This window comes from Sphingopyxis sp. GW821-FHT02C12, assembly GCF_059421785.1.
On the sequence record NZ_JBWKVQ010000001.1, the window covers coordinates 2,268,435 to 2,293,053 of the forward strand.

The 24,619-nt window shown below is 66.3% G+C and carries 21 protein-coding genes and 1 other RNA gene; 10 read left to right on the forward strand and 12 right to left on the reverse strand.

All coding sequences use genetic code 11. From position 1 onward, the window contains the following. The first annotated feature begins 140 nt into the window (after positions 1 to 140). Positions 141 to 1,019, forward strand: a complete 879-nt coding sequence (locus AC07U1_RS10905; protein WP_495176509.1) for an OmpA family protein — start codon at positions 141 to 143, stop codon at positions 1,017 to 1,019. 116 nt (positions 1,020 to 1,135) lie between these two features. Here the strand turns inward: AC07U1_RS10905 and rpoD are convergent, their stop codons facing one another. From rpoD to AC07U1_RS10925, 4 genes are all read right to left on the reverse strand, one after another. Beyond that, a complete protein-coding gene (gene rpoD / locus AC07U1_RS10910) occupies positions 1,136 to 3,163 on the reverse strand; it encodes an RNA polymerase sigma factor RpoD (RefSeq protein WP_056346500.1) in 2,028 nt (675 codons plus the stop codon). A gap of 30 nt (positions 3,164 to 3,193) precedes the next feature. Further along, complete coding sequence (dnaG, locus tag AC07U1_RS10915) at positions 3,194 to 5,080, reverse strand: DNA primase (protein WP_495176508.1); 1,887 nt, start codon at positions 5,078 to 5,080, stop codon at positions 3,194 to 3,196. Next, a complete protein-coding gene (locus AC07U1_RS10920; RefSeq protein ID WP_495176507.1) occupies positions 5,077 to 5,511 on the reverse strand; it encodes a GIY-YIG nuclease family protein in 435 nt (144 codons plus the stop codon). Before AC07U1_RS10920 ends, dnaG begins: the two co-directional genes overlap by 4 nt. A 114-nt stretch (positions 5,512 to 5,625) precedes the next feature. Next, entirely contained in the window at positions 5,626 to 6,078 is a 453-nt protein-coding gene (locus tag AC07U1_RS10925; protein WP_187141813.1) for a GatB/YqeY domain-containing protein, read from the reverse strand. A 132-nt stretch (positions 6,079 to 6,210) separates the two neighbouring features. Between AC07U1_RS10925 and carA the strand changes: the two genes are divergently transcribed. From carA to AC07U1_RS10955, 6 genes are all read left to right on the forward strand, one after another. Then, complete coding sequence (gene carA, locus AC07U1_RS10930; protein ID WP_495176506.1) at positions 6,211 to 7,407, forward strand: glutamine-hydrolyzing carbamoyl-phosphate synthase small subunit; 1,197 nt, start codon at positions 6,211 to 6,213, stop codon at positions 7,405 to 7,407. Beyond that, positions 7,404 to 7,709, forward strand: coding sequence for a hypothetical protein (locus tag AC07U1_RS10935; RefSeq protein WP_495176505.1), 306 nt, complete (start codon positions 7,404 to 7,406; stop codon positions 7,707 to 7,709). Before carA ends, AC07U1_RS10935 begins: the two co-directional genes overlap by 4 nt. A gap of 35 nt (positions 7,710 to 7,744) precedes the next feature. Further along, the gene (locus tag AC07U1_RS10940) at positions 7,745 to 8,029 is read left to right on the forward strand and encodes a hypothetical protein (RefSeq protein ID WP_495197698.1); all 285 of its coding nucleotides are present in this window, start codon (positions 7,745 to 7,747) and stop codon (positions 8,027 to 8,029) included. Beyond that, positions 8,029 to 11,349: a carbamoyl-phosphate synthase large subunit gene (carB, locus tag AC07U1_RS10945; protein WP_495176503.1), complete on the forward strand. Its 3,321-nt coding sequence runs from the start codon at positions 8,029 to 8,031 to the stop codon at positions 11,347 to 11,349. The genes AC07U1_RS10940 and carB overlap by 1 nt, the downstream gene beginning before the upstream one ends. 96 nt (positions 11,350 to 11,445) lie before the next feature. Beyond that, positions 11,446 to 11,922, forward strand: a complete 477-nt coding sequence (gene greA, locus AC07U1_RS10950) for a transcription elongation factor GreA (RefSeq protein ID WP_056346516.1) — start codon at positions 11,446 to 11,448, stop codon at positions 11,920 to 11,922. Positions 11,923 to 11,936: 14 nt separating this feature from the next. Further along, positions 11,937 to 12,572, forward strand: coding sequence for a rhomboid family intramembrane serine protease (locus AC07U1_RS10955; protein WP_492740424.1), 636 nt, complete (start codon positions 11,937 to 11,939; stop codon positions 12,570 to 12,572). On the opposite strand, the gene AC07U1_RS10960 is transcribed toward AC07U1_RS10955, so the two are convergent. From AC07U1_RS10960 to AC07U1_RS10980, 5 genes are read right to left on the reverse strand one after another with little or no spacing between them, the layout of a single operon-like run. Continuing rightward, on the reverse strand, positions 12,569 to 13,117 hold the full coding sequence (locus AC07U1_RS10960) for an NUDIX hydrolase (RefSeq protein WP_495176502.1): 549 nt from the start codon (positions 13,115 to 13,117) through the stop codon (positions 12,569 to 12,571). The genes AC07U1_RS10955 and AC07U1_RS10960 overlap by 4 nt on opposite strands. Positions 13,118 to 13,129: 12 nt before the next feature. Beyond that, a complete protein-coding gene (locus AC07U1_RS10965) occupies positions 13,130 to 13,816 on the reverse strand; it encodes a TPM domain-containing protein (protein ID WP_495176501.1) in 687 nt (228 codons plus the stop codon). A gap of 11 nt (positions 13,817 to 13,827) precedes the next feature. Continuing rightward, on the reverse strand, positions 13,828 to 14,643 hold the full coding sequence (locus tag AC07U1_RS10970) for a TPM domain-containing protein (RefSeq protein WP_495177461.1): 816 nt from the start codon (positions 14,641 to 14,643) through the stop codon (positions 13,828 to 13,830). Continuing rightward, on the reverse strand, positions 14,637 to 15,149 hold the full coding sequence (locus tag AC07U1_RS10975; protein ID WP_495176500.1) for a TPM domain-containing protein: 513 nt from the start codon (positions 15,147 to 15,149) through the stop codon (positions 14,637 to 14,639). Before AC07U1_RS10975 ends, AC07U1_RS10970 begins: the two co-directional genes overlap by 7 nt. A 1-nt stretch (position 15,150) precedes the next feature. After that, positions 15,151 to 15,747, reverse strand: a complete 597-nt coding sequence (locus tag AC07U1_RS10980) for a LemA family protein (protein ID WP_156377643.1) — start codon at positions 15,745 to 15,747, stop codon at positions 15,151 to 15,153. Positions 15,748 to 15,869: 122 nt separating this feature from the next. Here AC07U1_RS10980 and mscL point away from each other — a divergent pair, with 122 nt between their 5' ends. Then, positions 15,870 to 16,286 (forward strand): large conductance mechanosensitive channel protein MscL, encoded by a 417-nt coding sequence (mscL, locus tag AC07U1_RS10985; protein ID WP_056346527.1) that lies wholly within the window; start codon positions 15,870 to 15,872, stop codon positions 16,284 to 16,286. 34 nt (positions 16,287 to 16,320) lie between these two features. Next, positions 16,321 to 16,676: a transfer-messenger RNA gene (gene ssrA / locus AC07U1_RS10990) on the forward strand. A 51-nt stretch (positions 16,677 to 16,727) separates the two neighbouring features. Here the strand turns inward: ssrA and AC07U1_RS10995 are convergent. Both AC07U1_RS10995 and AC07U1_RS11000 read right to left on the reverse strand, forming a co-directional pair. Beyond that, positions 16,728 to 17,561: a hypothetical protein gene (locus AC07U1_RS10995; protein WP_495176499.1), complete on the reverse strand. Its 834-nt coding sequence runs from the start codon at positions 17,559 to 17,561 to the stop codon at positions 16,728 to 16,730. Then, a complete protein-coding gene (locus AC07U1_RS11000) occupies positions 17,558 to 21,487 on the reverse strand; it encodes a DUF2339 domain-containing protein (RefSeq protein WP_495176498.1) in 3,930 nt (1,309 codons plus the stop codon). The genes AC07U1_RS10995 and AC07U1_RS11000 overlap by 4 nt, the downstream gene beginning before the upstream one ends. 148 nt (positions 21,488 to 21,635) lie before the next feature. Here AC07U1_RS11000 and AC07U1_RS11005 point away from each other — a divergent pair, with 148 nt between their 5' ends. Beyond that, positions 21,636 to 23,681, forward strand: coding sequence for a transglycosylase domain-containing protein (locus AC07U1_RS11005; protein ID WP_495176497.1), 2,046 nt, complete (start codon positions 21,636 to 21,638; stop codon positions 23,679 to 23,681). A gap of 7 nt (positions 23,682 to 23,688) precedes the next feature. Here AC07U1_RS11005 and copD read toward each other — a convergent pair whose 3' ends face one another. Continuing rightward, positions 23,689 to 24,618 (reverse strand): copper homeostasis membrane protein CopD, encoded by a 930-nt coding sequence (copD, locus tag AC07U1_RS11010; RefSeq protein ID WP_495176496.1) that lies wholly within the window; start codon positions 24,616 to 24,618, stop codon positions 23,689 to 23,691. Position 24,619 lies beyond the last annotated feature (1 nt).

A 24,619-nucleotide genomic window follows, 5' to 3' on the forward strand; every position in this document is an offset into this window, starting at 1 on the left:
ATGAAATGGCGCCGGTACGGGACCGTTTGCATCGGTTCGCCGCACGATGCGCTCCAATTATCCCCATCGGTCTTGCCGGAAATATTGATGTGCCGGAAAGGGCGAGGCGACACGCGGGGGCGGCTTTGCAGGAGTAGCGTATGAGTGCCGTTTCCAAAAGTCCGAGAATTTTGCTGTTGGCGGCGATGCTGGCCGGGACAGCGACGATCAGCGTGGCGGCGCAGCCGCAGGACCCGTCCGAGGGCGAGGTCATGACCACCGTCTATGGCACGCTGCCTTCGCCCGAGGAGATGACCGAAGGACCCAAGGTCGAAGGCATCATTTCGGCGCGCAGCGACGGCCGGATGCAGGTCACGACCGCCGACGGCAGCAACACGACGATCGCGATCGCCGACTATACGAAGATCAAGGGCAAGGGCGGGTTCCTGGGTCTTGGTCGCAGCAAGCTCGCGGCCGGTTCGCTGCTCAACGGCCTGCCGGTCGCCGTCGAGACCTTGCAGTGGGACGGCGGCCTGGTGGCGAACCAGATCGCGCTCAAGACCAAGGACCTCAGGACCGCGTCGATGATCCATACCGGCACCGACCAGCGCTTTGGCGAACAGGCGGCGGCGACCGAAGCGCTCCGCGGCCGTGTCGGCGACATCGACCAATATAATGTCAAAAGCACGACGAACGTGAACTTCGACACCGGCAAGGCGGTGCTGTCGGCGCAGGCACAATCCGATCTCTGCGCCGCCGCCTCGCAAGCCGAGGGGATGGATAACGCGCTGCTGCTGGTCGTCGGCTATACCGATGCGACCGGAAGCCAGGAGTTCAACCAGGAGCTTAGCGAAAAGCGCGCGGCGCGCGTCGTCAACTATCTCCAGCAGTCCTGCGGCTGGAAACCCTATCGCATGCTGACCCCGACCGGGATGGCCGAAGCGGACCCGGCGGCGGACAATTCCACGGTCGAGGGCAAGGCCCAGAACCGCCGTGTTGCGGTGAATATCCTGGTCAGCAAGGGTCTGGACGGCATTTAGGACGCGCTGGGTGGGCGTCGCTCACCCCGTATCGAACGCGCAAAAGAAAAGGCGCGGGCATCACGCCCGCGCCTTTTTTTAACCTTCGTGTCCCGTCGCCCGAGAGCGAAGCCGGCTTATTGATCGAGGAACGAGCGCATCTTGCGGCTGCGGCTCGGGTGCTTCAGCTTGCGGAGCGCCTTCGCCTCGATCTGGCGGATACGTTCGCGGGTCACGCTGAACTGCTGGCCGACTTCCTCGAGCGTATGGTCGGTGTTCATGCCGATGCCGAAGCGCATGCGCAGCACGCGCTCCTCACGCGGGGTCAGCGATGCCAGGACGCGGGTGACCGTTTCCTTGAGGTTCGACTGCACCGCGGCATCGACCGGGATGACGGCGTTCTTGTCCTCGATGAAATCGCCGAGGTGGCTGTCTTCCTCGTCGCCGATCGGCGTTTCGAGGGAGATCGGCTCCTTGGCGATCTTCATCACCTTGCGGACCTTTTCGAGCGGCATCGACAGACGCTCGGCCATTTCCTCCGGGGTCGGCTCGCGGCCGCTTTCGTGGAGGAACTGGCGGCTGCAGCGCACCAGCTTGTTGATCGTCTCGATCATATGGACCGGGATGCGGATCGTGCGCGCCTGGTCGGCGATCGAGCGGGTGATCGCCTGACGGATCCACCAGGTCGCATAGGTCGAGAACTTGTAGCCGCGGCGATATTCGAACTTGTCCACCGCCTTCATCAGGCCGATATTGCCCTCCTGGATGAGATCGAGGAACTGCAGGCCGCGGTTCGTGTATTTCTTGGCGATCGAGATCACGAGGCGCAGGTTCGCCTCGACCATTTCCTTCTTGGCGATGCGGGCTTCGCGTTCGCCCTTCTGGACCATGTTCACGACGCGGCGGAATTCGGTCAGGCTCATGCCAGCGGCTTGCGCGATTTCCGAAATCTCGATGCGGATGCGGTCGACCGCGCCGGCTTCGTTCTCGGCGAACGCCGCCCATTTCTTGTCGATCGAACCCACGGCTTCGAGCCAGGTTTCCTCAAGCTCGCGCCCGACATAATTGTCGAGGAACGCCTTGCGCGGCACCTTGTGGCGCTCGGCGAGGCGCAGCATCTGGCCGCCGAGTGCGGTCAGTCGGCGGTTGTAGCTGTAGAGCTGATCGACGAGATATTCGATCTTGGTGTTGTGGAACTGCACGCCTTCGACCTGCGCGGTGAGGTCCTCGCGCAGCTTGTGATATTTCTTTTCCGACGCCGCGGGGAATTCGCCGATGCCCGACAAGGCGTCGAGCCGGGTTTCCTGCAGCTTCGAGAAGGCCTTGAAGCTCTTGGTGATGTTGGCGAATTTCTCGAGCGCGTCGGGCTTGAGCAATTCCTCCATCGCCGCGAGGCTGAGGGTATTGTCTTCCTCATCCTCTTCGAAGTTCTCGCGCTTGCCCGACGAGCCTTCGCCGTCCTCGTCGTCGCCGTCTGCGGCGGGCTCGTCCTCGACCTCGTCTTCGTCCTTGAACGAGACGCCGGCGGTCTTCTCGCTGATCTCGCCGTCGTCGGCTTCTTCGGCGTTCTCGAGATTCTCGGGCGCGGGGTCCTTCGACAGCATCGCTTCGAGATCGACGATCTCGCGCAGCTGCATATCGCCGTTGTTCAGCGCGTTCGACCATTCGATGATCGCGTTGAAGGTCAGCGGGCTTTCGCACAGGCCGAGGATCATCGTGTCGCGGCCGGCCTCGATACGCTTGGCGATCGCGATTTCGCCCTCGCGGCTCAGCAGTTCGACCGCGCCCATTTCGCGCAGGTACATGCGAACCGGGTCGTCGGTGCGGTCGACGACTTCCTTCTTCTTTTCGATCGCGGGGTTCGATACCGAACCCGAACCGGCGCTGACATCGACTTCGTCGTCGGGTTCGGCGTCGGCCTCTTCCTGCACATCCTCGTCGCTTTCGACGATGTTGATGCCCATGTCGGAAATCGCCGACATGATGTCCTCGATCTGCTCGGACGACATTTCGTCCTGCGGCAGCGCCGCGTTCAGCTCGTCATAGGTCAGGTAACCGCGCTTCTTGCCACGCGCGATCAGCTTTTTGACATCGGCCTCGTTGAGGTCGATCAGCGGGCCGTCGGTATCGGCTTCGGTCTCGGCGGCGGTGTTCTTGGTGGCCATTCGTGGTTCCTGCCTAAAGGGCTCTAAATTTCAGACTTGGTGGCTGTTTTCGGACAGCGCGGCCAAGCGGCGGGTCAAATCCTCGTCCATCGCGCGCAGTTTCTGCTGCCGCGCCAGGCCTTCGTCGTCCATCGTGCGCTGGAAATCCGCGGTCGCCTCGGCGAGTCGGGCGCGGATTTCGGGCTGCGTCACGAGCACGCCGATATATTCGTCGAGGTCGCGAAGCGCGGTTTCCCGTGCCGTATCGGCCCCATCCTTGCTGTCCAGCATGCGATTGAACGAGAAGTGCATTCCATCGGCTCTGAGCAATGTCGTCGCCCTATTATACACTTTCATTGGCTCCAATATGGCAAGCAAGCCCTCAGTATCAAGCCCTTCTTGCCGCATTACCGTGTCAAGCATTGCGCCGAGCAGTTCGGCGTCGCCGGGATCGGCCACCGGGAGCCGGCTCAGCGCTTCCTCGTGACGGCGCAGCATCGCCGGATAGCGCAGCAATCCGCCGAGCAGCGCGGCGAGCAGGTGGCCCGCGATACCCGCCTGCCCGATGCTGCGCGTTTCGTCGCCCGGGGGCTGCAATCGCGGATCGGGGGCGAAGCGGCGGTTGCCGCCGCGTGGAGCCTGCGGTGCCCAGGGAACCCGCGGCCCGCGCTCGGGCTGCTTGCGCGCGAACAGCCCGTCGAGCCGTTCGCGGAACGCCTCGCGATAATGGTGGCGGACGTCGGCGTCCTCGATGCCGTCGGCGTGCGCGAGCAGGCGGGTCTTGAGCGCGGCGCGTTCCTCGGGGGTCGCGAGCGGCCCCGCCGCGACCTCATGCGCCCAGAGGCGCTCGACGAGCGGCTGCGCCTCGTCGAGCAGCGCGCCGAAGCCCTCGGCGCCGCGGGCGCGGACGATGTCGTCGGGGTCCTGCCCGGCGGGCAGGGTCGCGAAGGCGAGGCTGAAGCCGGGGCGCAGCAGCGGCAACGCGCGCATCGCGGCGCGCATCGCGGCTTTCTGTCCGGCCGCGTCGCCGTCGAAGCAGAGAATGGGGACGGGGACCATCCGCCAGATCAGCCCGAGCTGCGCCTCGGTCAGCGCGGTGCCGAGCGGCGCGACGGCGTCGCCGATCCCCGCCTCGGCGAGCGCGATGACGTCCATATAGCCTTCGACGACGATGATCCGGTTCGTCTGCCGCGAGGCGGGCGACGCCTTGTCGAGATTGTAGAGCGTGCGGCCCTTGTCGAACAAAGGCGTGTCGGGCGAATTGAGATATTTGGGCTCGCCATCGCCCAATATGCGGCCGCCGAACGCGATCACCCGCCCGCGCGCGTCGCGGATCGGGATCATCAGGCGCCCGCGGAACCGATCGTAGGGGTCCTTGTCGTCGACCGAAATCAGCATGCCCGATTCGACGAGCATCGCGGTCGGGAATTTCTTGAGCGCTTCTTTCAGCGCGCTGCGGCTGTCGGGGGCGAGGCCGAAACCGAAGGCCTGGCGCGTTGTGTCCGAAATGCCACGCTTCTTGAGATATTCGCGCGCCGGGGCGCCGTTGCTGCTGCCGAGTTGCTGGATGAACCAGTCGGCGGCGCCCTGCACGACGTCGCGCAGGCTCGCCGCCTCCTCGGCCTTTTTCGCGGCGCGCGGATCGGCGGCGGGGACCTCCATGCCGGCCTCGCCGGCGAGTTCCTTGACCGCGTCCATGAACGACAGCCCGCGCTGGTCGGTCATCCAGCGGATCGCGTCGCCGTGCGCCGAGCAACCGAAGCAGTGGTAGAAACCCTTTTCGTCGTTGATCGTGAAGCTAGGGGTCTTTTCGTTATGGAAGGGGCAGCAGGCCTTATACTCGCGGCCGGCGCGGGTGACCTTCACCGTGCGGCCGATGAGGGTCGACAGGGTGACGCGCGAGCGGAGTTCGTCGAGCCATTGCGGGGTGAGGGTCATGGGTTCCCCTCCCGCTCGGCCATGCGCCCACCTCCGTTTGTGTCGAGCGAAGTCGAGACACGTTGGTGCCCGGCCTCGCGTCCCTCGACTTCGCTCGGGACGAACGGAGAGGGGGCGGTTTCCTGCGGGACGAACGGGAGGGAAGGGCGTTCGTGCGGGGGCTTGGCGAAATGGCCTACCATCGCCCAATCGCCGCGTATCAACGCTTCCTTTTTGGCGCGCGACCAAGGTTTGATCCGACGCTCGGCCTCTAGCGCTTCGACGCGGGTCCCAAAATCTTGCGACCAGACCAAAGTCACCGGCCTTCGGCGCGACGTGAAGTCGCAAAATCCGCCATGTTGGTGCTGGGTAATACGGCGTTCCAAATCGTCGGTGTGTCCGGTGTAATAGCGGCCGTCAGAACAGAGCAGGATATAGGTCCAGAACGCCATTCTTCCCCATACCCGTTCGTGTCGAGCGAAGTCGAGACACGTTGGTTTGGCGCAACGCAGCACGTCCCTCGACTTCGCTCGGGACGAACGGAAAGGAAAGGCCGTGTTCGAGATTCAGCTCAAAGCCGCCTTCACCCAACCACTCGCCTTGCTCATGTCGAGCTCGGACCCGTGCCGTTCCTTCACTGCCGCCATCACGCGGCCCATGTCTTTCAGGCTCGCCGCGCCCAGTTCGGCCGCGATCGCCTTGATCGCCGCCTGCGCTTCGTCGTCCGAAAGCTGTGCGGGCAGGAAATCCTCGATCACCACGACCTCGGCGGCCTCGATGTCGGCGAGTTCCTGGCGGCCGCCCTGTTCGTACATGGCGATCGACTCGCGGCGCTGCTTGACCATTTTCTGGAGCACGTCGGTGACCAGCACATCGTCGTCGGCCGGCGCGGTGCCGGTGCGCAGTTCGATGTCCTTGTCCTTGATCTTGGCCAGCATCAGCCGGATGGTGCCGAGCCGCGCCTTGTCGCCGGCTTTCATCGCGGCGACCTGCGCAGCCTTGATGTCGTCACGAATCATTACGTGTTCCCATGCGCTGCAAATTTCGGAAAGGCCCTCTCTAACGGCAATTTTTGAAATTCGATAGCTTGTGAATCACATTTTTGCTGCCTAGTTGATCGGCCGTTTAGCCCATCGTCCGGAGCATGTTGAATGGCACCAGCCAACCCCTCTGCCGCGCCCAAAAGCCAGCCTGCCGGCGCGACCGGCGTTCTCGTCCTTGCCGACGGGACGATCCTGTGGGGGATCGGATATGGCGCCGCGGGCGCGGGTGTGGGCGAGATTTGTTTCAACACCGCGATGACGGGCTATCAGGAAATCCTGACCGACCCGAGCTATGCGGGGCAGATCATTACCTTCACCTTTCCGCATATCGGCAATGTCGGCGCGAACCCCGAGGATATGGAGCGCGACAAGCGCGCCGCGATCGGGTGCATCACCCGCGAACTGCCGACCGCGCCGAGCAGCTTTCGCAGCGTCCAGACGCTGCCCGACTGGATGAAGGCGCAGGGGCTGATCGGCCTTGCCGGCATCGACACCCGCGCGCTGACCCGCCGCATCCGCGATGGCGGCGCGCCGACCGGCGTCGTCGCGCACAGCCCCGACGGCCAGTTCGACATCGACCGGCTGCTGCTGCTCGCGCAGGGCTGGCCGGGGTTGGAGGGGATGGACCTCGCCAAGACGGTGACCCGCGAACGCCAGGGCGCGTGGGATGCGGGCGTTTGGCATCTGGGGTCGGGCTATGACGTCTCGGACCACAAGCGGGCAGGCGACGCCGCGCCGCATGTCGTCGCGGTCGATTATGGCGCGAAGGACAATATCTTCCGCAACCTGGTGAAGGCCGGAGCGCGGGTAACGGTGGTGCCCGCGAAGACCAGCCTCGACGAGATCGTCGCGCTGCGCCCCGCCGGTGTATTCCTGTCGAACGGCCCGGGCGATCCCGCTGCGACGGGCGACTATGCGGTGCCGGTGATCAAGGGGCTGCTCGAGCGCAATGTCCCGATCTTCGGCATCTGCCTCGGTCACCAGCTGCTCGCGCTTGCCGCGGGGGCGAAGACGGTGAAGATGCACCAGGGGCATCGCGGCGCGAACCATCCGGTGCAGCGCGTCGGCGGCGATGATGGCGACGGCGTGGTCGAGATCACCAGCATGAACCACGGCTTCGCGGTCGACGCATCGACGCTGCCGGGCGGCGTGGTCGAGACGCACAAGAGCCTGTTCGACGGGTCGAACTGCGGCATCGCGATCACCGGCAAGAACGCGTTCAGCGTGCAATATCACCCCGAGGCGAGCCCGGGGCCGCAGGACAGCTTTTACCTGTTCGAGAAGTTCGTGGGCGGGCTCAAATGAGCTTTGCCGACCAGCTCGACGCGCTGGCCGCCGATGCTGCGATGCATCCCGAGCGTTGGGGCGCGGGGGTGCGGCTCAACATCACCTGCGCGCGGCGTTTGCCGTACGAGGCCGTGCAGCTTGCCGAGGCGCGCGGGTTCGGCGAAGCGCGCGGGGTCGGGCGGCATCATCTGATCTTCGAATATGAGGATGTCGTGCCCGACGCGGCATGGGTCGCGGCGACGGCGCGGCCGGTCCTCGATTTCATCGCCGAGGTCGGTGGGACCGACCCGCAGATCGGCGTCGATCGGAATGTGCAGTGAGGCGAACGCGCCTTGTCTGGCTTGCGATCGGTATCGTGGTTGGGTTGGTCGCGGCGACGCTGCCTGCCATGCTGTCGGCGTCCGACGCCGATAATGTCGCCTATGTCAGGCTGGACGGTGACGAGTTGGATCCGAAATCCGACTCGTCGGCGATGAAGGCCGTTTGGGCCTGCGGCGGGCGCGATTTCGTCACCACGCTTACACATAGCGTTGGGGTCGCTATCCCGATCGAACCCAAGAATTTCAAGACCATCGATTGCGCCATCAAGGCTGCAAGCGGAACCAACATCACCGTTACCATATCGGACAAAGAATTCTGATGCCCAAAAGAACCGACATAAAATCCATCCTCGTCATCGGCGCGGGCCCGATCGTTATCGGTCAGGCGTGCGAGTTCGACTATTCGGGGACGCAGGCGATCAAGGCGTTGAAGGAGGAGGGCTATCGCATCGTCCTCGTCAACTCCAACCCCGCGACGATCATGACCGATCCCGACCTCGCCGACGCGACTTACGTGGAGCCGATCACGCCCGAGATCGTCGCGAAGATCGTCGCCAAGGAGCGTCCCGACGCCGTGCTGCCGACGATGGGCGGGCAGACCGCGCTCAACACCGCGCTGGCGCTGTTCAATGACGGCACGCTGACCAAATATGGCGTCGAGATGATCGGCGCCGATGCCGAGGCGATCGACAAGGCCGAGGACCGGATCAAGTTTCGCGACGCGATGACCAAGATCGGCCTCGAAAGCGCGCGCAGCGGCATCGCGCACACGCTCGACGAGGCGTTCGCGGTGCTCGAACGCACCGGTCTCCCCTCGATCATCCGCCCGAGCTTCACCCTCGGCGGCACCGGCGGCGGCATCGCGTATAACCGCGAGGAGTTCGAGCATATCGTGCGCGGCGGCCTGATCGCCTCGCCGACCACCGAGGTCCTGATCGAGGAATCGCTCCTCGGCTGGAAAGAATATGAGATGGAGGTGGTGCGCGACCGCAAGGACAATTGCATCATCATCTGTTCGATCGAGAATGTCGATCCGATGGGCGTGCACACCGGCGACAGCATCACCGTCGCGCCGGCGCTGACGCTGACCGACAAGGAATATCAGATCATGCGCAACGCGAGCATCGCGTGCCTGCGCGAGATCGGGGTCGAGACCGGCGGGTCGAACGTCCAGTTCGCGGTGAATCCCAAGGACGGCCGCCTGATCGTGATCGAAATGAACCCGCGCGTGTCGCGCTCGTCGGCGCTCGCGTCAAAGGCGACGGGCTTCCCGATCGCCAAGGTCGCGGCGAAGCTCGCGGTCGGCTACACGCTCGACGAGATCATGAACGACATCACCGGGGTGACCCCGGCGTCGTTCGAACCGACGATCGACTATGTCGTCACCAAGATTCCGCGCTTTGCCTTCGAAAAATTCAAGGGCGCCGAGGCGACTTTGTCGACCGCGATGAAGTCGGTCGGCGAGGTGATGGCGATCGGCCGCACGATCCATGAGTCGATGCAGAAAGCGCTGCGCGGGCTGGAGACCGGCCTCAGCGGCTTCAACTTCGTCGATCGTCTCGTCGGCGCGAGCCACGACCAGTTGCGCAGCGAACTCGCCCAGCGCACCCCCGATCGGCTGCTCAACGCCGCGCAGGCGATCCGCGAGGGGCTGCCGCTTGCCGAGATCAACCGCGTCGCGGGTTACGATATGTGGTTCCTCGAGCGCATCGCCGAAATCGTCGCCGCCGAAAATGCGGTGATGGAAAACGGCCTGCCGCGCGACGCCGAAGGGCTGCGCGCGCTCAAGGCCATGGGCTTCTCCGACAAGCGCCTTGCCTATCTGGCGCTCAAGTCGGCGCATCTGCGCCCCGGCGCCGCCCGCGCGACCGCGCGCGGCAGCGGGCTGATCCACGAAGCCGTGAAGGCGATGACCGGTGGCGTCACCGAAATGGAAGTGCGCGCGCTGCGGCACAAGCTCGGCGTGCGGCCTGTCTTCAAGACGATCGACACCTGCGCCGCCGAATTCGCGGCCAAGACGCCCTATCTCTATTCGACCTATGAAGCCCCGACCTTCGGCGAACCCGAGTGCGAGGCCAATCCGTCGGACGCCAAGAAGATCGTCATCCTCGGCGGCGGTCCGAACCGCATCGGGCAGGGGATCGAGTTCGATTATTGCTGTTGCCACGCCTGCTTCGCGCTCGAAGAGGCCGGCTATGAGACGATCATGATCAACTGCAACCCGGAGACGGTGAGCACCGATTATGACACGTCGGACCGCCTCTATTTCGAACCGCTGACCGCCGAGGATGTGCTTGAAATCCTCGCGGTCGAAATGACCAAGGGCACGCTCGTCGGCGTCATCGTTCAGTTCGGCGGCCAGACTCCGCTCAAGCTCGCGCAGGCGCTGGAGGATGCCGGCATCCCGATCCTCGGCACCTCGCCCGACGCGATCGACCTGGCCGAGGACCGCGAACGTTTTGCGGCGCTCGTCAACAAGCTGGGTCTCAAGCAACCCGAAAACGGTATCGCGCGCAGCCGCGAGGAAGCGATCGCGGTCGCGACCCGCATCGGTTACCCGGTGCTGACGCGGCCGTCCTACGTGCTCGGCGGCCGCGCGATGGAAATCGTCGACGACCAGGCGCAGCTCGAAAATTACATCGAGACCGCGGTGCAGGTGTCGGGCGACTCGCCAGTGCTGATCGACCGTTACCTGCGCGATGCGATCGAGGTCGATGTCGATGCGCTCTGCGACGGCACCGACGTGGTCGTCGCGGGCGTGCTCCAGCATATCGAGGAAGCCGGGGTCCATTCGGGCGACAGCGCCTGCTCGATCCCGCCGTACAGCCTGCCCGCCGAGACCGTCGCCGAAATCGAGCGCCAGACCGAGGCGCTCGCCCGCGCGCTCGGCGTGCTGGGGCTGATGAACATCCAGTTCGCGGTCAAGGGCGACGAAGTCTATCTGATCGAGGTCAACCCGCGCGCCAGCCGCACCGTGCCCTTCGTTGCGAAAGCCGTCGGGTCGCCGATCGCCAAGATCGCCGCGCGGGTGATGGCGGGCGAGAAGCTTGCCGACCTGCCGAAGATCAACCGCGACATCAAGCATGTCGCGGTGAAGGAAGCGGTCTTCCCCTTCGCACGCTTCCCCGGGACCGACCCGGTGCTGTCGCCCGAAATGAAGTCCACCGGCGAAGTCATGGGAATCGACAGCGATTTCAACCTCGCCTTTGCCAAGGCACAGCTCGGCGCGGGCGACCGCCTGCCCACCGACGGCCGGGTGTTCGTGTCGGTCAAGGACAGCGACAAGCCGCGCATCCTGGAATCGGTCCGCCGCCTGGCGGGCTGGGGTTGGAAGGTGATCGCGACGGGGGGCACCGCCGACTATCTGGCGGGGCAGGGGATCGACGTCGAACGCGTCAACAAGGTCGCCGAAGGCCGCCCGCATATCGTCGACCGGATCAAGGACGGCGATGTGCAGCTGATCTTCAACACCACCGAGGGCTGGCAGAGCCTGCAGGACTCGCAGTCGATCCGCGCCTCGGCGCTCGCGGCCGACGTCGCTTATTACACGACGGCGGCGGGCAGCGACGCCGCGACCCACGCGATCGGCGCATTGCGCGCGCACAGTCTTGAAGTGAAGCCGCTTCAGGACTATTATTGAGAGACCGCTCCACCCCCCGACATTGACGGAAACAGCGGCGCAGCCGCCCGGCGAAGTTTCGCTGGCGGCGGATTATTGACGAAGGACAATGGGATAATGGCAAGCGTTGAAAAGGTGCCGATGCTGGCAGAAGGCTATGAGAAGCTGAGCACGCAGCTCACTGCGCTCAAAGCCGAGCGACCGCTGATCGTCGACGCGATCGAGGAAGCGCGCGCGCATGGCGACCTTTCGGAAAATGCCGAATATCACGCCGCGAAAGAGCGTCAGGGCCAGGTCGAAGCGACGATCGGCGATCTCGAAGACAAGCTTTCGCGCGCGCAGGTGATCGACCCGACGACGCTGTCGGGCGACCGGATCGTGTTCGGTGCGACCGTCACCCTCGCCGACGAGGACGACAAGCCGCTGCGTTACCAGATCGTCGGCCAGGCCGAAGCCGACGCCAAGGATGGCAAGATCAGCTATAATTCGCCGCTCGGCCGCGCGCTGATCGGCCGCCGCGTCGAGGACGAAATCGAGGTGACGGTTCCCGCCGGCGATAAATATTATGTGGTGACCAAGATCGAATTCGTCTGACCGGCGCAGCGTCGATGAACGCCGCCCGCACCCCCGTGATCACCGGCTATGCGGCGGCGTGCGTCATCGTCTTCGTCCTGCTCGCGATCACCGGCTATGAGCATCAGGCTTTCATCGGCGCGGGCTTCATCCCCGGGCGGTTCGGCAGCGAGCTGATCGCGCCGCCGGGGACGATGCTGCCCTTTGCGCTGACGCCGCTGTCGTCGGCGTTCCTGCACGGCGGGGTGATGCACCTCGTCTTCAACATGATCATGCTGATCTTCATCGGCCGCCAGCTCGAGGCGCCGCTCGGGTCGTCGGCGACGGCGTTCCTGCTCGTCGCCGGGGCCTATGCCGGCGCGCTGGCGCAATGGATCGCCGACCCCGGATCGCTCGTTGTCGTGATCGGCGCGAGCGGGGCGATTTCGGCGCTGGTCGCGGTCTATGCGCTGATCTTCAGCCGCACGCGCACCGCGGCGATCGGGCCGATCCCCGGCCATTGGGTGCGCGCTTTGTGGCTCGCCGCGGCGTGGATCGGGCTGCAACTGCTCATCGGTTTCGCTGGCGGCGCGGGGCTGGGCAATATCGCGATCTGGGCGCATGTCGGCGGTTTCATCGCCGGGCTGCTGCTGGCGCGGCCGTTGTTGCGGTGGCGGTTCAAGGGGCGCTAGAGCGCCGCAAGTAGTCCTCTGACCAGCAGCATCGCCACCCGCACGTCGATCCCGCAGCCTTCGGCACGCTTCGTCGCGACGAAATCTTCGATTGCGTCCAGGGGCACGCGGTGGACAATGATGTCCTCGCTGTCGACCCCGCCGCCTTCGCCGACCTTGGTGAGCCCGCTCGCGACGAGCAGGGTGAAGCTTTCGCTGACCATGCCGGGCGACGAGTAGAATTCGCCGACATTGCGCCAGTGCGCGGCGGCATAACCCGTCTCTTCCTCCAGCTCGCGCTCGCCCGCCAGTTCGGCGGCCTCGCCGGCGGTATCGTCGCCGACGAGCCCCGCGGGCAGTTCGATGCAATTCCTGCCCATCGGCACCCGATATTGCTCGACGAGGATGATGTGCCGTCCGTCGGCGCCGTCGTCGATCGCGAGGATCACCGCGGCGTGGATGCCGCGCGAGCGCGAGACATATTCCCATGTCCCCTGCTGCTTGACCGTGACGAAGCGGCCCTCCCACTGTGTTTCGATGGGGGTGTCGGGGGCGGGGCGGGCCATTGTCTGTCCTTCTTAAAGTTCGATCAGTCGATCGGGCAGTTCGTTCGGGTTCTCGCTGCCGCGCGGGAAATGCTCGGCGAGCACCACGCCCATCTGGCGCACCGCCTCGGCCATGCCTTCACCGGGGCGGCCGGCGCGAACATGCTCGATCAGCGCCGCCATCGCATCGCCCCAGACATCGGGCGAAACCTTCGCCGCAATCGCCTCGTCGGCGACGATGTCGGCGCGATGTTCTTTCAGGCTGACGTAAAGCAGGATGCCGGTGCGGCCCAATGTCTTGGCCTCGGTGCCGACCTTGAACAGGTCGATCGCGCGCGCGCGCACCCGCGCGGCCAGAATCGCGCGCGGGGTCAGCCACAGGCGCAGCGGGCGCCACAGCAAAATCAGCCACATACCGATCCATTTGAGCACGCCGATCGCGATCACCGTACCAAGCCATTGATTGGCGGTGAGCTCATAGCCCCAGCCGCCGGTCAGCCGGTCATAGAGGGTGCGATAGAAATCGGGGAACAGCGCGATCACCGACATCGCGACGAAGGCGATGATGCTCGCCCAGACGAGCGCGACATCGTCATAATCGTTCGACTGCGCCGCGATGACGGTGACGATCTCGCCACTGGTATGCGCCTCCGCCGCGGCGACCGCGGTCGTGACGATGTCGTGGTCGGCTTCGCTCACATGGCTGACTTTGCGTGGCATTGTCCCTGCTCCTACCAGCCGCCCGAGGCGCCGCCGCCGCCGAAGCTGCCGCCGCCGCCCGAAAAGCCGCCGCCACCGCCCCAGCTCGAACCGCCGCCACCGCCCCACGACGATCCGCCGCTGCCGCCGCCCCAGTCATTGTCGCCCCAGATGATGATCGGGGCGCCCCACGGGCTGTTCTTGCGCCGCCGTTTCTTGCCGCGCCGACCGAGGCTCGACAGCATTGGCAGGATGAAGAAGAAAAAGACGATGAAGCCGACGAAGATCAGCCCGCCGATGTCGCCGTCGTCGGCGCGGTCGCGCTCGGCGGCGTCGGCCGCGGCAGCGCGCGCCGCGGCTTCCTCGGGGGTCAACTGGATCTGCTCGGCGATCGCGTTGACGCCGGCCTGGATGCCGCCGGGCATGTCGCCCGCCTTGAACAGCGGGGTCACGGTATCGCGGATGATCCGCCCCGACATCGCGTCGGTCAACACGGGTTCGAGGCCGTAACCGACCGAAATGTTCATCCGCCGCTCGTTCGGTGCGATCAGGAAGACGACCCCGTCGTCCTTCGCCTCGTCGCCGATCTTCCAGTCGCGGCCAAGCTTGTAGCCGTAATCGGCGATATCATTGCCTTCGAGGTCCTTGACCGTCGCGACGACGAACTGGTGCCCGGTCTTGGTCTCCAGCGCTTCGAGCTGGGTGTTGAGCGCGGCTTCCTCGGCGGGCGGGATGATGTCGGCCTGGTCGACGACGCGGCCGGTGAGCTTGGGGAAGGTCTGCGCGCTCGCGGGTGCGGCGAGCAGCGAGAGGCCCAGCGCCCAGCCGAGCAGGATGGACTTCACGATGCGTCTCCCGTCTGGGCGGCGATGGCCTCGATGCCTGTCGTCAGGCCGGCCGCATAATCGCCGCTTTTGAAGCCGGGGGTCATCTGGTCGATCACGGCCTTCGCCTTTTCATCGGAGAGCAGCTTTTCGATTCCGGTTCCCGTCGCGACGCGAACACGGCGTTCGTTGGGCGCGACCAAAATAAGAATTCCGTCATTCTCACCCTTTCGGCCGATGCCCCAGCGATTGCCGAGGCAGGTCGCGAAATCCTCGACTGTGGCGCCGTTGAGGCTTGCGACGGTTGCGACAACCATCGGATGCCGTGTTCGCGCTTCGTATCGGGCGAGACGCTGGGTCAAGCGGACCTCCTCCTCGTCGCTCAGAACGGTCGCCGCGTCGTTCACCCGTCCCTGCAACGCCATCTGCGGAACCTGGTCGCAAGTGGCGGCTTCGGGTGGCGGCGCCTCCTTGCAGCCGCTCGCGACCAACAGGATCGCGAGCGGGCCGGCAAGGAGAGGGCGGCGCATATTATTGCCCGAAATCGACCTTTGGCGCGACGTTCGCGTTGGGGGTGATCGCCTTGTACGGCGTCATCGGCTGCGCGCCATGGACGATCTTGGCGCCGATGATGTCGGGGAAGGTGCGGATCGTCGTATTATAGTCCTGCACCGCGGCGTTGTAATCCTGGACCGTGACGTTGATGCGGTTCTCGGTGCCCTCGAGCTGGGTCATCAGGTCGGCGAAGCGCGCCTGGCTCTTGAGGTCGGGATAGGCTTCGACGGTCGCGAGCAGGCGGCCGAGCGTGCTCGACACATTGCCCTGCGCCTGCTGGAAGGCCTGCACCTTCGCGGGGTCATTGAGGTCGTCGGTCGACAGCTTGACCTGCGTTGCCGAGGCACGCGCCTGGATCACGCCCTCGAGCGTCGATTGTTCGATTTTCGATGCACCCTTGGCGGTTTCGACGAGATTGGGGATCAGGTCGGCGCGGCGCTGATAGGCCGCTTCGACATTCGCCCACTTCGCCTTGGCGGCCTCTTCCTTGGTCGGAACGCTGTTGATGCCGCAGGCGGACAGCGACATCGCCGCAACCGGCACGATCAACCAACGGGCAGAACGATAGGACATGGTAACAAGCTCCCTCCGGCGGCGTTTTGCCGCAACAATACAGTACATAGGATGGCGCTTGCCTTTGTGCAATCCGCGCGGCAGGTTCGGCGCTCGGGACCAACCACTCGGGGAGCAGCAAGATGTTGGGAGAATTCAGGGAATTTATCGCCAAGGGCAATGTCATGGACCTTGCGGTGGGTGTCATCATTGGCGGCGCCTTCGCCACGATCACCGGATCGCTGACCGCGGACCTCATCATGCCGCTGGTCGGCTGGATATTCGGCGGGGTCGATTTTTCGAGCAAGTTCATCCTGCTTGGCAGCATTCCTGATGGCATCGCCGCGACCGACTATGCCGCGCTCAAAAAGGCCGGCGTCGCGATGATCGGCTATGGCGCCTTCATCACCGCGGTGATCAATTTCCTGATCCTGGCGTTCATCATCTTTCTGCTCGTCAAATGGGTGAACAAGGTGTTGCGCCGCGGCCCCGATGCACCGGCGGGGCCGACCGAGGTCGATATCCTCACCGAAATTCGTGACGAGCTGCGCAAGAAATAATTTTCCACCGTTTTTCAAGGCTTCGCCCGTCCGCGCCCTTTCCAAGCGCGGGCGGGCTTCCTATATGCACGCTGTCGGTTTCGGCCGACTATGGTGATAAATGGTACCGTGTAATAGACACAGCGGACCCGGGGGCAGTACCCGGCGGCTCCACCACAAACCCGACGATCCGCAAGGAAGATCGGGTTTCTGACGGGGCCGAACTAGGATCGACGTGTGTTCAAAGACGGTGTTTTTGCCCGGGCTGAGTAACCCGTTCAAGGCTCAAAACCAATAGGTGCTAACGATAACGAAGCACTCGCTCTGGCTGCGTAACCGATAAGCCTCACGGCCTAAGGTTATTCAAATAGAACGCGGTTCGGACCGAACCGGGCAACAGAATCGGATACCAGCGGCTGGGGACGAGCCGGGCAACAGAATCGTCCCACCTTTCCCTACATATTAGAACGCGATGCCGGGCCTCAGGACGAGCTGGAAGATGGCGAGCAGTGCGACCAGCGCCGCCAGTGGCCCGGCGATGGTCGGTGCGGCAAGCAAAGGCGTGGCTTCGCGCCGAAAACCCAGCCCGATCGTCAGCCAGCCCAAGCCGATGATGTGGACGACGAGCGGGATCAACACCACTTCGACCGGCTCGCGCGGCACGCGGAACGGGATGATCAGGATGGTCGCCAGCGCCAGTGTCGCCAGCAGTTGCCATAGCGTGTTCCGGCCTGCTTTGGCGGCGGGATAGCGTCGCGCGAGCAGAAGTCCCGCCGCGAACATCGCACTCACCGCCGACATGAACAGCGGCCCTTTCTCGGGCGATCCGGCGCCAAGATAGGCCAGCGCGCGCCCGACGTCGTTGCCGGGCAGCCAACTGCCCACGGCCCATTGGCTGAGCGACTGGAATAGACCCTGAAACGCCATCCAGAAGGCGAAGAGCCGCCACGTCGGGCGCGTGGGCGAAATTCGCCCCGCGAGCCACAGGAAGAGCAATCCGCTGAGCAAGGTCGCGACCGCGCCGCCGCCCTGCAGCAGTTCGGCAACCGGCGCGTCGCCGGACCAGTCATGGTCGTTGTGATAGAGGATCGGGTCGAGTCCCGGCACCAGTGCCTTGGGCAGGACGAGTCCGAGTTCCTGCACGAGGAAGGTCAGGCTGAACGCCAACGCACAGAGCAGCACCGAGGCGACGAAACCGCGGGCGTCGATGCGCGGCCCGCCGCCGTCGAGCCGCGCCATGCCGATGACCAGGGGCAGCAGGCCGATCGCGGCGACCAGCCAAAGGAGGGTCGTCACGCCGTCTTCCCGTCATCCTCCGCCGCCGGGCGCGCAAGCTGGCGGCTGTACAGCCAGCCGATGCCGATCAGGCTGAAACCCAGCACGACGAACGACCCGATACGCAGCAACCCTTCGAGCCCCGAGGCGTCGAACAGGAACACCTTGCCCACCGCGCCGAGCATCAGGATCAGCGACGCGATGCGCCAGTCGTGGCGACCCTTGCGAATGCCCCAGAGCAGGAAACCGATCGCGAGTCCGAGGATCAGGATCGATCGCAGGATATTCTCGGTCGCGGTGACCCCCGGTTCGACGAGCAGCGTGCCGTGGAACAGCTGGCGCAACGTCGCCCAGGCGAAGCCCGCGACGAACAGCATCGTGACGAGTTGGACCACACGCCCGTATATCGCTGGCGCTCCGGGGAACAGCCGGCCGATGAGCGTCAGCCCGAGCCAGGGCAGCAGGAACAACGGGACCAGCCAATTGGCGACCGGCCAGCCGCCGACCGCCTGCTCGGCCCACAAGGGATTGTGGAGCATCAGCCCGTACCAGACCGCATGCGCGGTCCCGGCAAGGACGAGCGGGCGGGCGAGACCGGTCCAGCCGCGCGTCATCGCGAGCCAGCCGCCGCCGATCAGCAACGCTTCCCAGACGAGCCGCTGGCCGACCCCGGTGGCGACGAAATCGCCCCCGAACGCCGCTGCGAAACCGAGACGATAGAGACAATGGACCGCGATTCCGCCGACGACGCCGGCGGTCGCCAGTCCCGCGAGCAACAGCCAGCGCGGCAAGTGCGCGCGGATCAGCCATAGCGGCGCGGCGAACAGCGCGGCGGGAACCAGCAGGCGCAGCAGCAACTGGTCGACCGCGAGCATGGGGCTTTCGAGCAACATCGGCTGGCCGGCGATCGACATCAGCGCCTCGACCGCCCACGCCGCGACCGGTAGCGCCGCCCAGACGAGGCTGAGCGCGGCAAGGCTCGCCGCCGCTCCATCGACGCGCGGCAAGGCGATGCGCCGTGCTGCGAGCAACACCGCCGCGCCGCCGATTGCGGGCACGAGCATCAGATACGCGCCGGGGATGACCTGCGCGAAGGCGCCATAAGCGAGCAGCGCCGCCGCGACCTGACCCGCGCGCCGGATGATCGGCCTGTCCGACCATCGGGCATAGGCGAGGCCGGCGAAGGCGAGTCCGGCCCAGCGCAAGACCTCGGTCGCGCCGACCGCTGCGTCGCTGCCGTAGAGACGCGTCCATTGCGCGACCAGATGCGGCCCGGTTCCGGCGAGCAGCAACACCGCGAGCTGGGCATAGATGAGCGAGAGCAATTCGATCGGGTGCGATGCACGCCGCCGCGCGATGGCGAACAGCGTCATCGCCACTGCGCCCATCGCGAGCGGCAGGCTCCACCCCGGAACGACTTGCGCGAGCGTGCCGTAAGTGAGCGCGCCGGCCACCGCCAGTGCGGCGAAGCGCAGGGCGCGATTCCCGGCCTTCGCCGTGAACAGCGCCAGCAGCGCAGTCATGCCCGCCCAGCGGATCACATCGGTGGCCCCGACGACGGCGTCGCTGCCGAACAGGCGGCTCCACTGCGCGACCAGATTGGGACCGGTCGCTGCGAGCAGCATCAGCGCGAGCAGACCGAAGCCCGCCGACAGGAGTTCGACCGGCAGCGACGCCCCGCGCCGCGCGAGCAGGAACAGCCCGACCGTCACCGCACCCATCGCCAGCGTCAGGCTCCAGCCCGGGACGATCTGTGCGAGCATGCCGTAGGCCAGCCCGCCCGCGATCGCGAGCGACGCCGCGCGGAAAAAGCGATCCTCGGCCTTGCCCGCGAACAACGCGAGCAAGGCGGCGAGGCCAGCCCAGCGCAGCAGCGCCTGCGTGGCGAACCCGTCACCCGCGCCGATGACGAGGCGCGGCAGTTCGACGAGCGCGAGCGGGGTCGCGACCAGCGACACCAGCGCGGCCCCGACGAAGGCGGCGGCGATCGGTTCGATCCGCCGATCCTTCGCCGCCTTGCCGAAAAAGAGCAGCGCCGCTGCGACGCCGCCGATGGCGAAGGGCGCCATCCAGTGCGGCAGGACGAGCAGGATCGCGAGCGCGAGCAGGATACCGCTGGTCGCGGTCAGCCAGGCGAAGCGGGTGTCCGCGGCGCGATCCTCGACCTTCCACCCGCGCGCAATGCCCGCGCCGGCGAGCAGCACGCCGCCGAGCGCGACGAGTGCCAGCGTCGCGTCGGCGATATCCCAGAAATGATATTTGGTGAGCGGCACCGCCGCGAGTAGCAGCCCGCACAGTTCGAGCGTGCGGCGCAGCGTCTTTGGCACGCTCCACAGCCGAGCGAGCAGCGGCAGCGCATGGATCGCCGCGAGCGCCAGCCCGATCAGCGTGAACCAGTAGGCGCTCGGATCGGGCCACACGGCGAGCAGCATCACCGACAGCGCGAGGCTGATCGACGGCACGATCGCGAAGTCCTTTTCACGCCAGGCGAGCCACTGGCCTGCCGCCGCGAGCAGCGCGAACAGCCCCCAGTGGAGCGGCGCGAAGCCGCCATAGCCGACGAGCAGCGCGAGTTGCAGCGCGCCGACGATCGCCGACCCGGCGCGGAGCACCGCCGCGCGCGGGCCGTCGAACGCCAGCATCGGCAGCGCGAGCGCGAGCAGCAGCACGAAGCCGCCGATCGAGAGCGACCCGAGCGTGTCGAGTGCGCTGGTCGCGAGGACCATCCACAGGCTCCACCCCACGCCGCCGACAAGTGCGGCGAGCGCGAGCCAGGGCCAGCGCTTCATCCGCGACACGCCCGTGAGGCCCGCGATGGTGAGGCCGAGATAGACCGCCAGCAGCGGCACATTGGGCTGCATCGCGCCGACCAGCGCCGGCGCGGCAAGACCCCCCGCGAGCCCGAGCAGCGCGCTCGGTGGCCCGAAACGCAAGGACAGGCCGAGCGCGGCGGCGGTGACCGCGGCCAGCCCGACGAAGGCGGCGAGTGGCCCGATCAGGCCATAGACGTTGGCCGCGACCAATATGGCGGCATAAAGCGTCGCGATGCCCGCGCCCGACAGCGCCTGTGGCACGCGCAGGTCGCGCACCTTGTCCTCGTTGCGCCAGGCATATTCGGCGCCGCCGATCAGCCCGAGGCCGAAAAGAACGCCCGCGATGACCTGTACCCCCGGCGTGAAGACGCGCGCGAAGAAACCCGCGTCGATCGCATAACGGACGATGAGGACCCCGGCGATCGCCAGCGTGATCCCGCCGGCCCAGATCGGCAGCGTCTTGCCGAACAGATTTTCGAAACGCTGCGCCATGCTGGCGGGAGGCGCGGGTGGTGCGGGCGGTTTTGGCGGCGGCGTGGCGGCGCGTGCCGCGACCGGCTCCGCTTCGGGTTTCGGAACATCCGCTTCGGTCTCGGCGTCGGCGGGTGCCGGGGCGGCCGTTTCCCTGGCTTCTTCCTCTTCCGTCAGTTCTTCGTCGGGCACCGGCTCCGACACCGCCGGAAGCGGCGCGCTCGCGGCGGCAACCGGGGCGGCGGCCGGAACGATCTCTTCCTCGGGTACGGGTATGGGTGCGGGCGCCTCATCCTGCGGCGGAGCGACCGGTTCCGGCGCCGCCTCTTGTTGCGCGGGGACCGGTTCGTCGATTTTGGGCTTCCAGCGGTCGAGCGTTTCCGGCGTTGGCGGCGCCCAGGGCGAGCGAGAGGGCGGCGGCGCGGCCGGTGCCGGGCTGGGCGTACCGACCGGTTGCGATGAAAGCGGGGCGGTGGCGGCTGCGCGTGCCTGTTCGGGACTTTCGCCCGGCTTAGGCGGCAGCAGGCCGGCGTGTCGTTGCAGCGCACCGATCCGCTTCGCGGCTTCCTGCAACGTCGCCTCGGCGCGCTTGAGCCGGCCGCGCGTGTCGATCAGCAGGAGGAAAAGTATGACAATCGCGACAAATGCAAAGAAGCCAGCCAAATGCGATCCCCCAAAATTCTCCGTCTTCTAACAACGGAAAGGTGGAAGATCGACTAACTTGTTGCCGGTGGCCGCAAAACCGCTCCGAGCCGACCCTCGCCAAGCCATTTGCCAAGGCCGTATTGCCCGTCTAATACGGCCGTCAGGCATGTTCGCTTTCCGTCGCCCCGCCACGCCTCCAGCCGAGCTCGCGCCCGTCGGTGGTGCCCCGTTGCCCGATGGCGGCACTCCGCCCGTTGCGGTTCCGCTGTCGCGTCGCCGCAAATGGCTGCGCCGTATTTCGCGCGGCTTCGCCATCTTCGCGATCATCTTCATCCTGCTCGTCGGCTGGCTCGCGATCACCGCGCCCTTGTCGAAATCGCTCGAACCGATTGCACCGCCGCAACTCACCCTGCTGGCGTCCGACGGTACTCCGATCGCGCGCATGGGGGCTATCGTCGACGAACCGGTGAAGGCCAGCGCGTTGCCCAAACATGTCACCGGCGCCTTCCTCGCGATCGAGGACCGGCGTTTCTACAGCCATTGGGGCGTCGACCCGCGCAGCGTCGCACGCGCGGTGTGGAGCAATGTCACCGGCGGTTCGACGCAGGGTGGCAGCACGATCACCCAGCAGCTGGCGAAATTCACCTTCCTGACCCCCAAGAAGACGCTGGGGCGCAAGGCGCGCGAGGCGCTGATCGCCTTCTGGCTCGAAGCCTGGCTGAGCAAGGACGAGATCCTCGAACGCTATCTGTCGAACGCCTATTTCGGCGATAACACTTATGGCTTGCGCGCCGCGTCGATGCATTATTTCTATCGCCAGCCCGAAAAACTGACCCCGGCGCAGGCGGCGATGCTCGCCGGGCTGGTACAGGCGCCGTCGCGCCTCGCGCCGACGAAGAACCCGGAGCTTGCCGAAGCGCGGATGCGCCTTGTGCTCGGCGCGATGGCCGACACCGGCTATATGACCGAGGCCGAGGCCAAGGCGATCCGCACCCCGCGCATCGATGTGCGCACCCGCAACACGCTGCCCACCGGCACCTATTTCGCCGACTGGGCGCTTCCCGAGGCGCGCAAGCTGAGCGACGTCGGCTATGCGCGCCAGACGATCACGACGACGCTCGATTCGCGATTGCAGGCGGCGGCGCGGCGCGCGGTGAACCGGGCGGGCGTCGGCAAGGCGCAGGTCGCGATGGTCGCGATGCGCCCCAATGGCGAGGTCGTCGCGATGGTCGGCGGCAAGGATTATGCCGACTCCCCCTTCAACCGGGTGACGCAGGCGCGCCGCCAGCCGGGTTCGACCTTCAAGCTGTTCGTCTATCTCGCCGCGCTGCGCGACGGCTGGGACCCCGACGACACCATCGCCAACACGCCGATCGAGACCGGATCCTACCGCCCCAAAAATGCCGGCGGCGCCTATTCGGACACGATCAGCCTCGAAGACGCCTTCGCGACGTCGAGCAATGTCGCCGCGGTGCGGCTGTTCAACGCGGTGGGCAGTGAAAAGGTCATCGCGCTCGCGCGCGACCTTGGCGTCACCTCGCCGATGGCGGAGGGCGACCCCAGCCTCGCGCTCGGCACGTCGAGCATGACCCTGCTCGAACTCACTGCCGCCTATGCCGGGGTCGCGGCGAACAGCTATCCGGTCGTTCCGCACGCCTTCGAGACCGAGAAGCCGGGCTGGTTCGAAAGCCTGTTTTCGGGTCCCGACAGCTTCTCGTCGGGCGATCATGACGCGATCGAGCAATTGCTGCGCGCCGCGGTGAATCGCGGTACCGGCCGCGCGGCGCGGCTACCCACGGCGAATTTCGGCAAGACCGGGACCAGCCAGGACAATCGCGACGCGCTGTTCGTCGGTTATGCGAACGGCCTCGTCGTCGGGGTGTGGATCGGTAACGACGACAATAGCCCGCTGGCCGGGATCAACGGCGGCGGTTTGCCCGCCCGCATCTGGCGCGACTTCATGGGCGAAGCGGCGGGCAGGAAGGCCGCGCCGGCGCCGGCGCCCAGCAATCCGCGCGGCCCGGTCCAGCCGCAGGACGTTCCCGATATCGGCACCATCCCGGTCGGCGAGGCGACACGCATCGGGGTCGAAGGCGGCAATGCCGTGGTGACGACCGAGATCAACGGTACGCGCATCGACCTGCGGCTGCCGATCGACAGCGGTCGCCCGCCCGAGACACCGCCGCCCGATCCGCCCCCGCCGCGCCAATAGGCGCCGGTCAGGGCAACGGATCGAGCAACCCGAGCCAGCCGACAAGGGCGAGGATCGCCAGGCCGGCGAGGATTTCGGCCGCAAGGCTCCGCCGTATCGCACCGATGGCGGGCGCGGCTTCGCCTTCGACGAGCGCAGTCCTGAGCGCGGGCGTCAGCCGCCAGCGGTTCGCGGCCGCAAGTCCCAGCATCGCGGCGAAGAGCAGGAGCTTGGCCAGCATCCATTGCCCATAGGGCGATGCCAGCGCCTGTCCGGCATTCGCGATCCCGACGATCGCCTGCGCGTTGATCAGCCCCGTCGCCGCGATGACGAGGACGCAGATCGTTCCGGTCCGGGCGAAACGGTCGAGACCGCGCGCCGCCAGCGTTGCATATTCGGGCGGTACGGCGCCGTGGCGTGGACGCAGCAACAGCAGGAAGGCCGCGATCGCGCCGATCCAGATGGCGGCGGCGGCGAGGTGCAGCGCGTCGCTCGCGCGGTGGATGGTGCCCGCCAAACCCTCGCTTGCCGCCGCGTGGCCGGACCATGCCAGCGTCGCAAGCGCGATCGCGCCGGTGACTGCGACGGTCCACGCCGCGATCACCGGATGGCTGGCGAGGCGCCAGAGCGCGGCGGCCGCGAGGAGCAGCGCCACCATGCGACAGGTCCATGCGGCGCCGACGCCGGTTTCCCCGATGATGCCCAGCAGCATCGCGGGATCGACCGCGTCCGGCTGAACACCCTGCATATCGGCGGTCAGGATGACCATGCCAGCTGCCGAGACCAGCAGCCCGAACACGCAGAGCCAGGGTTGCGGGCGCCGGAATAGCGTGAGTAGCGCGGGAATATGGCGTTCCGCGCGGTCGAAGGCATGGAGCGGGAAGGCGGCCAGCCCCGTCAGGAGCATGAGGTCGGCGTAAAGCGCGAACCTGACACCCGGCACGAGGAGGTCGCCCATC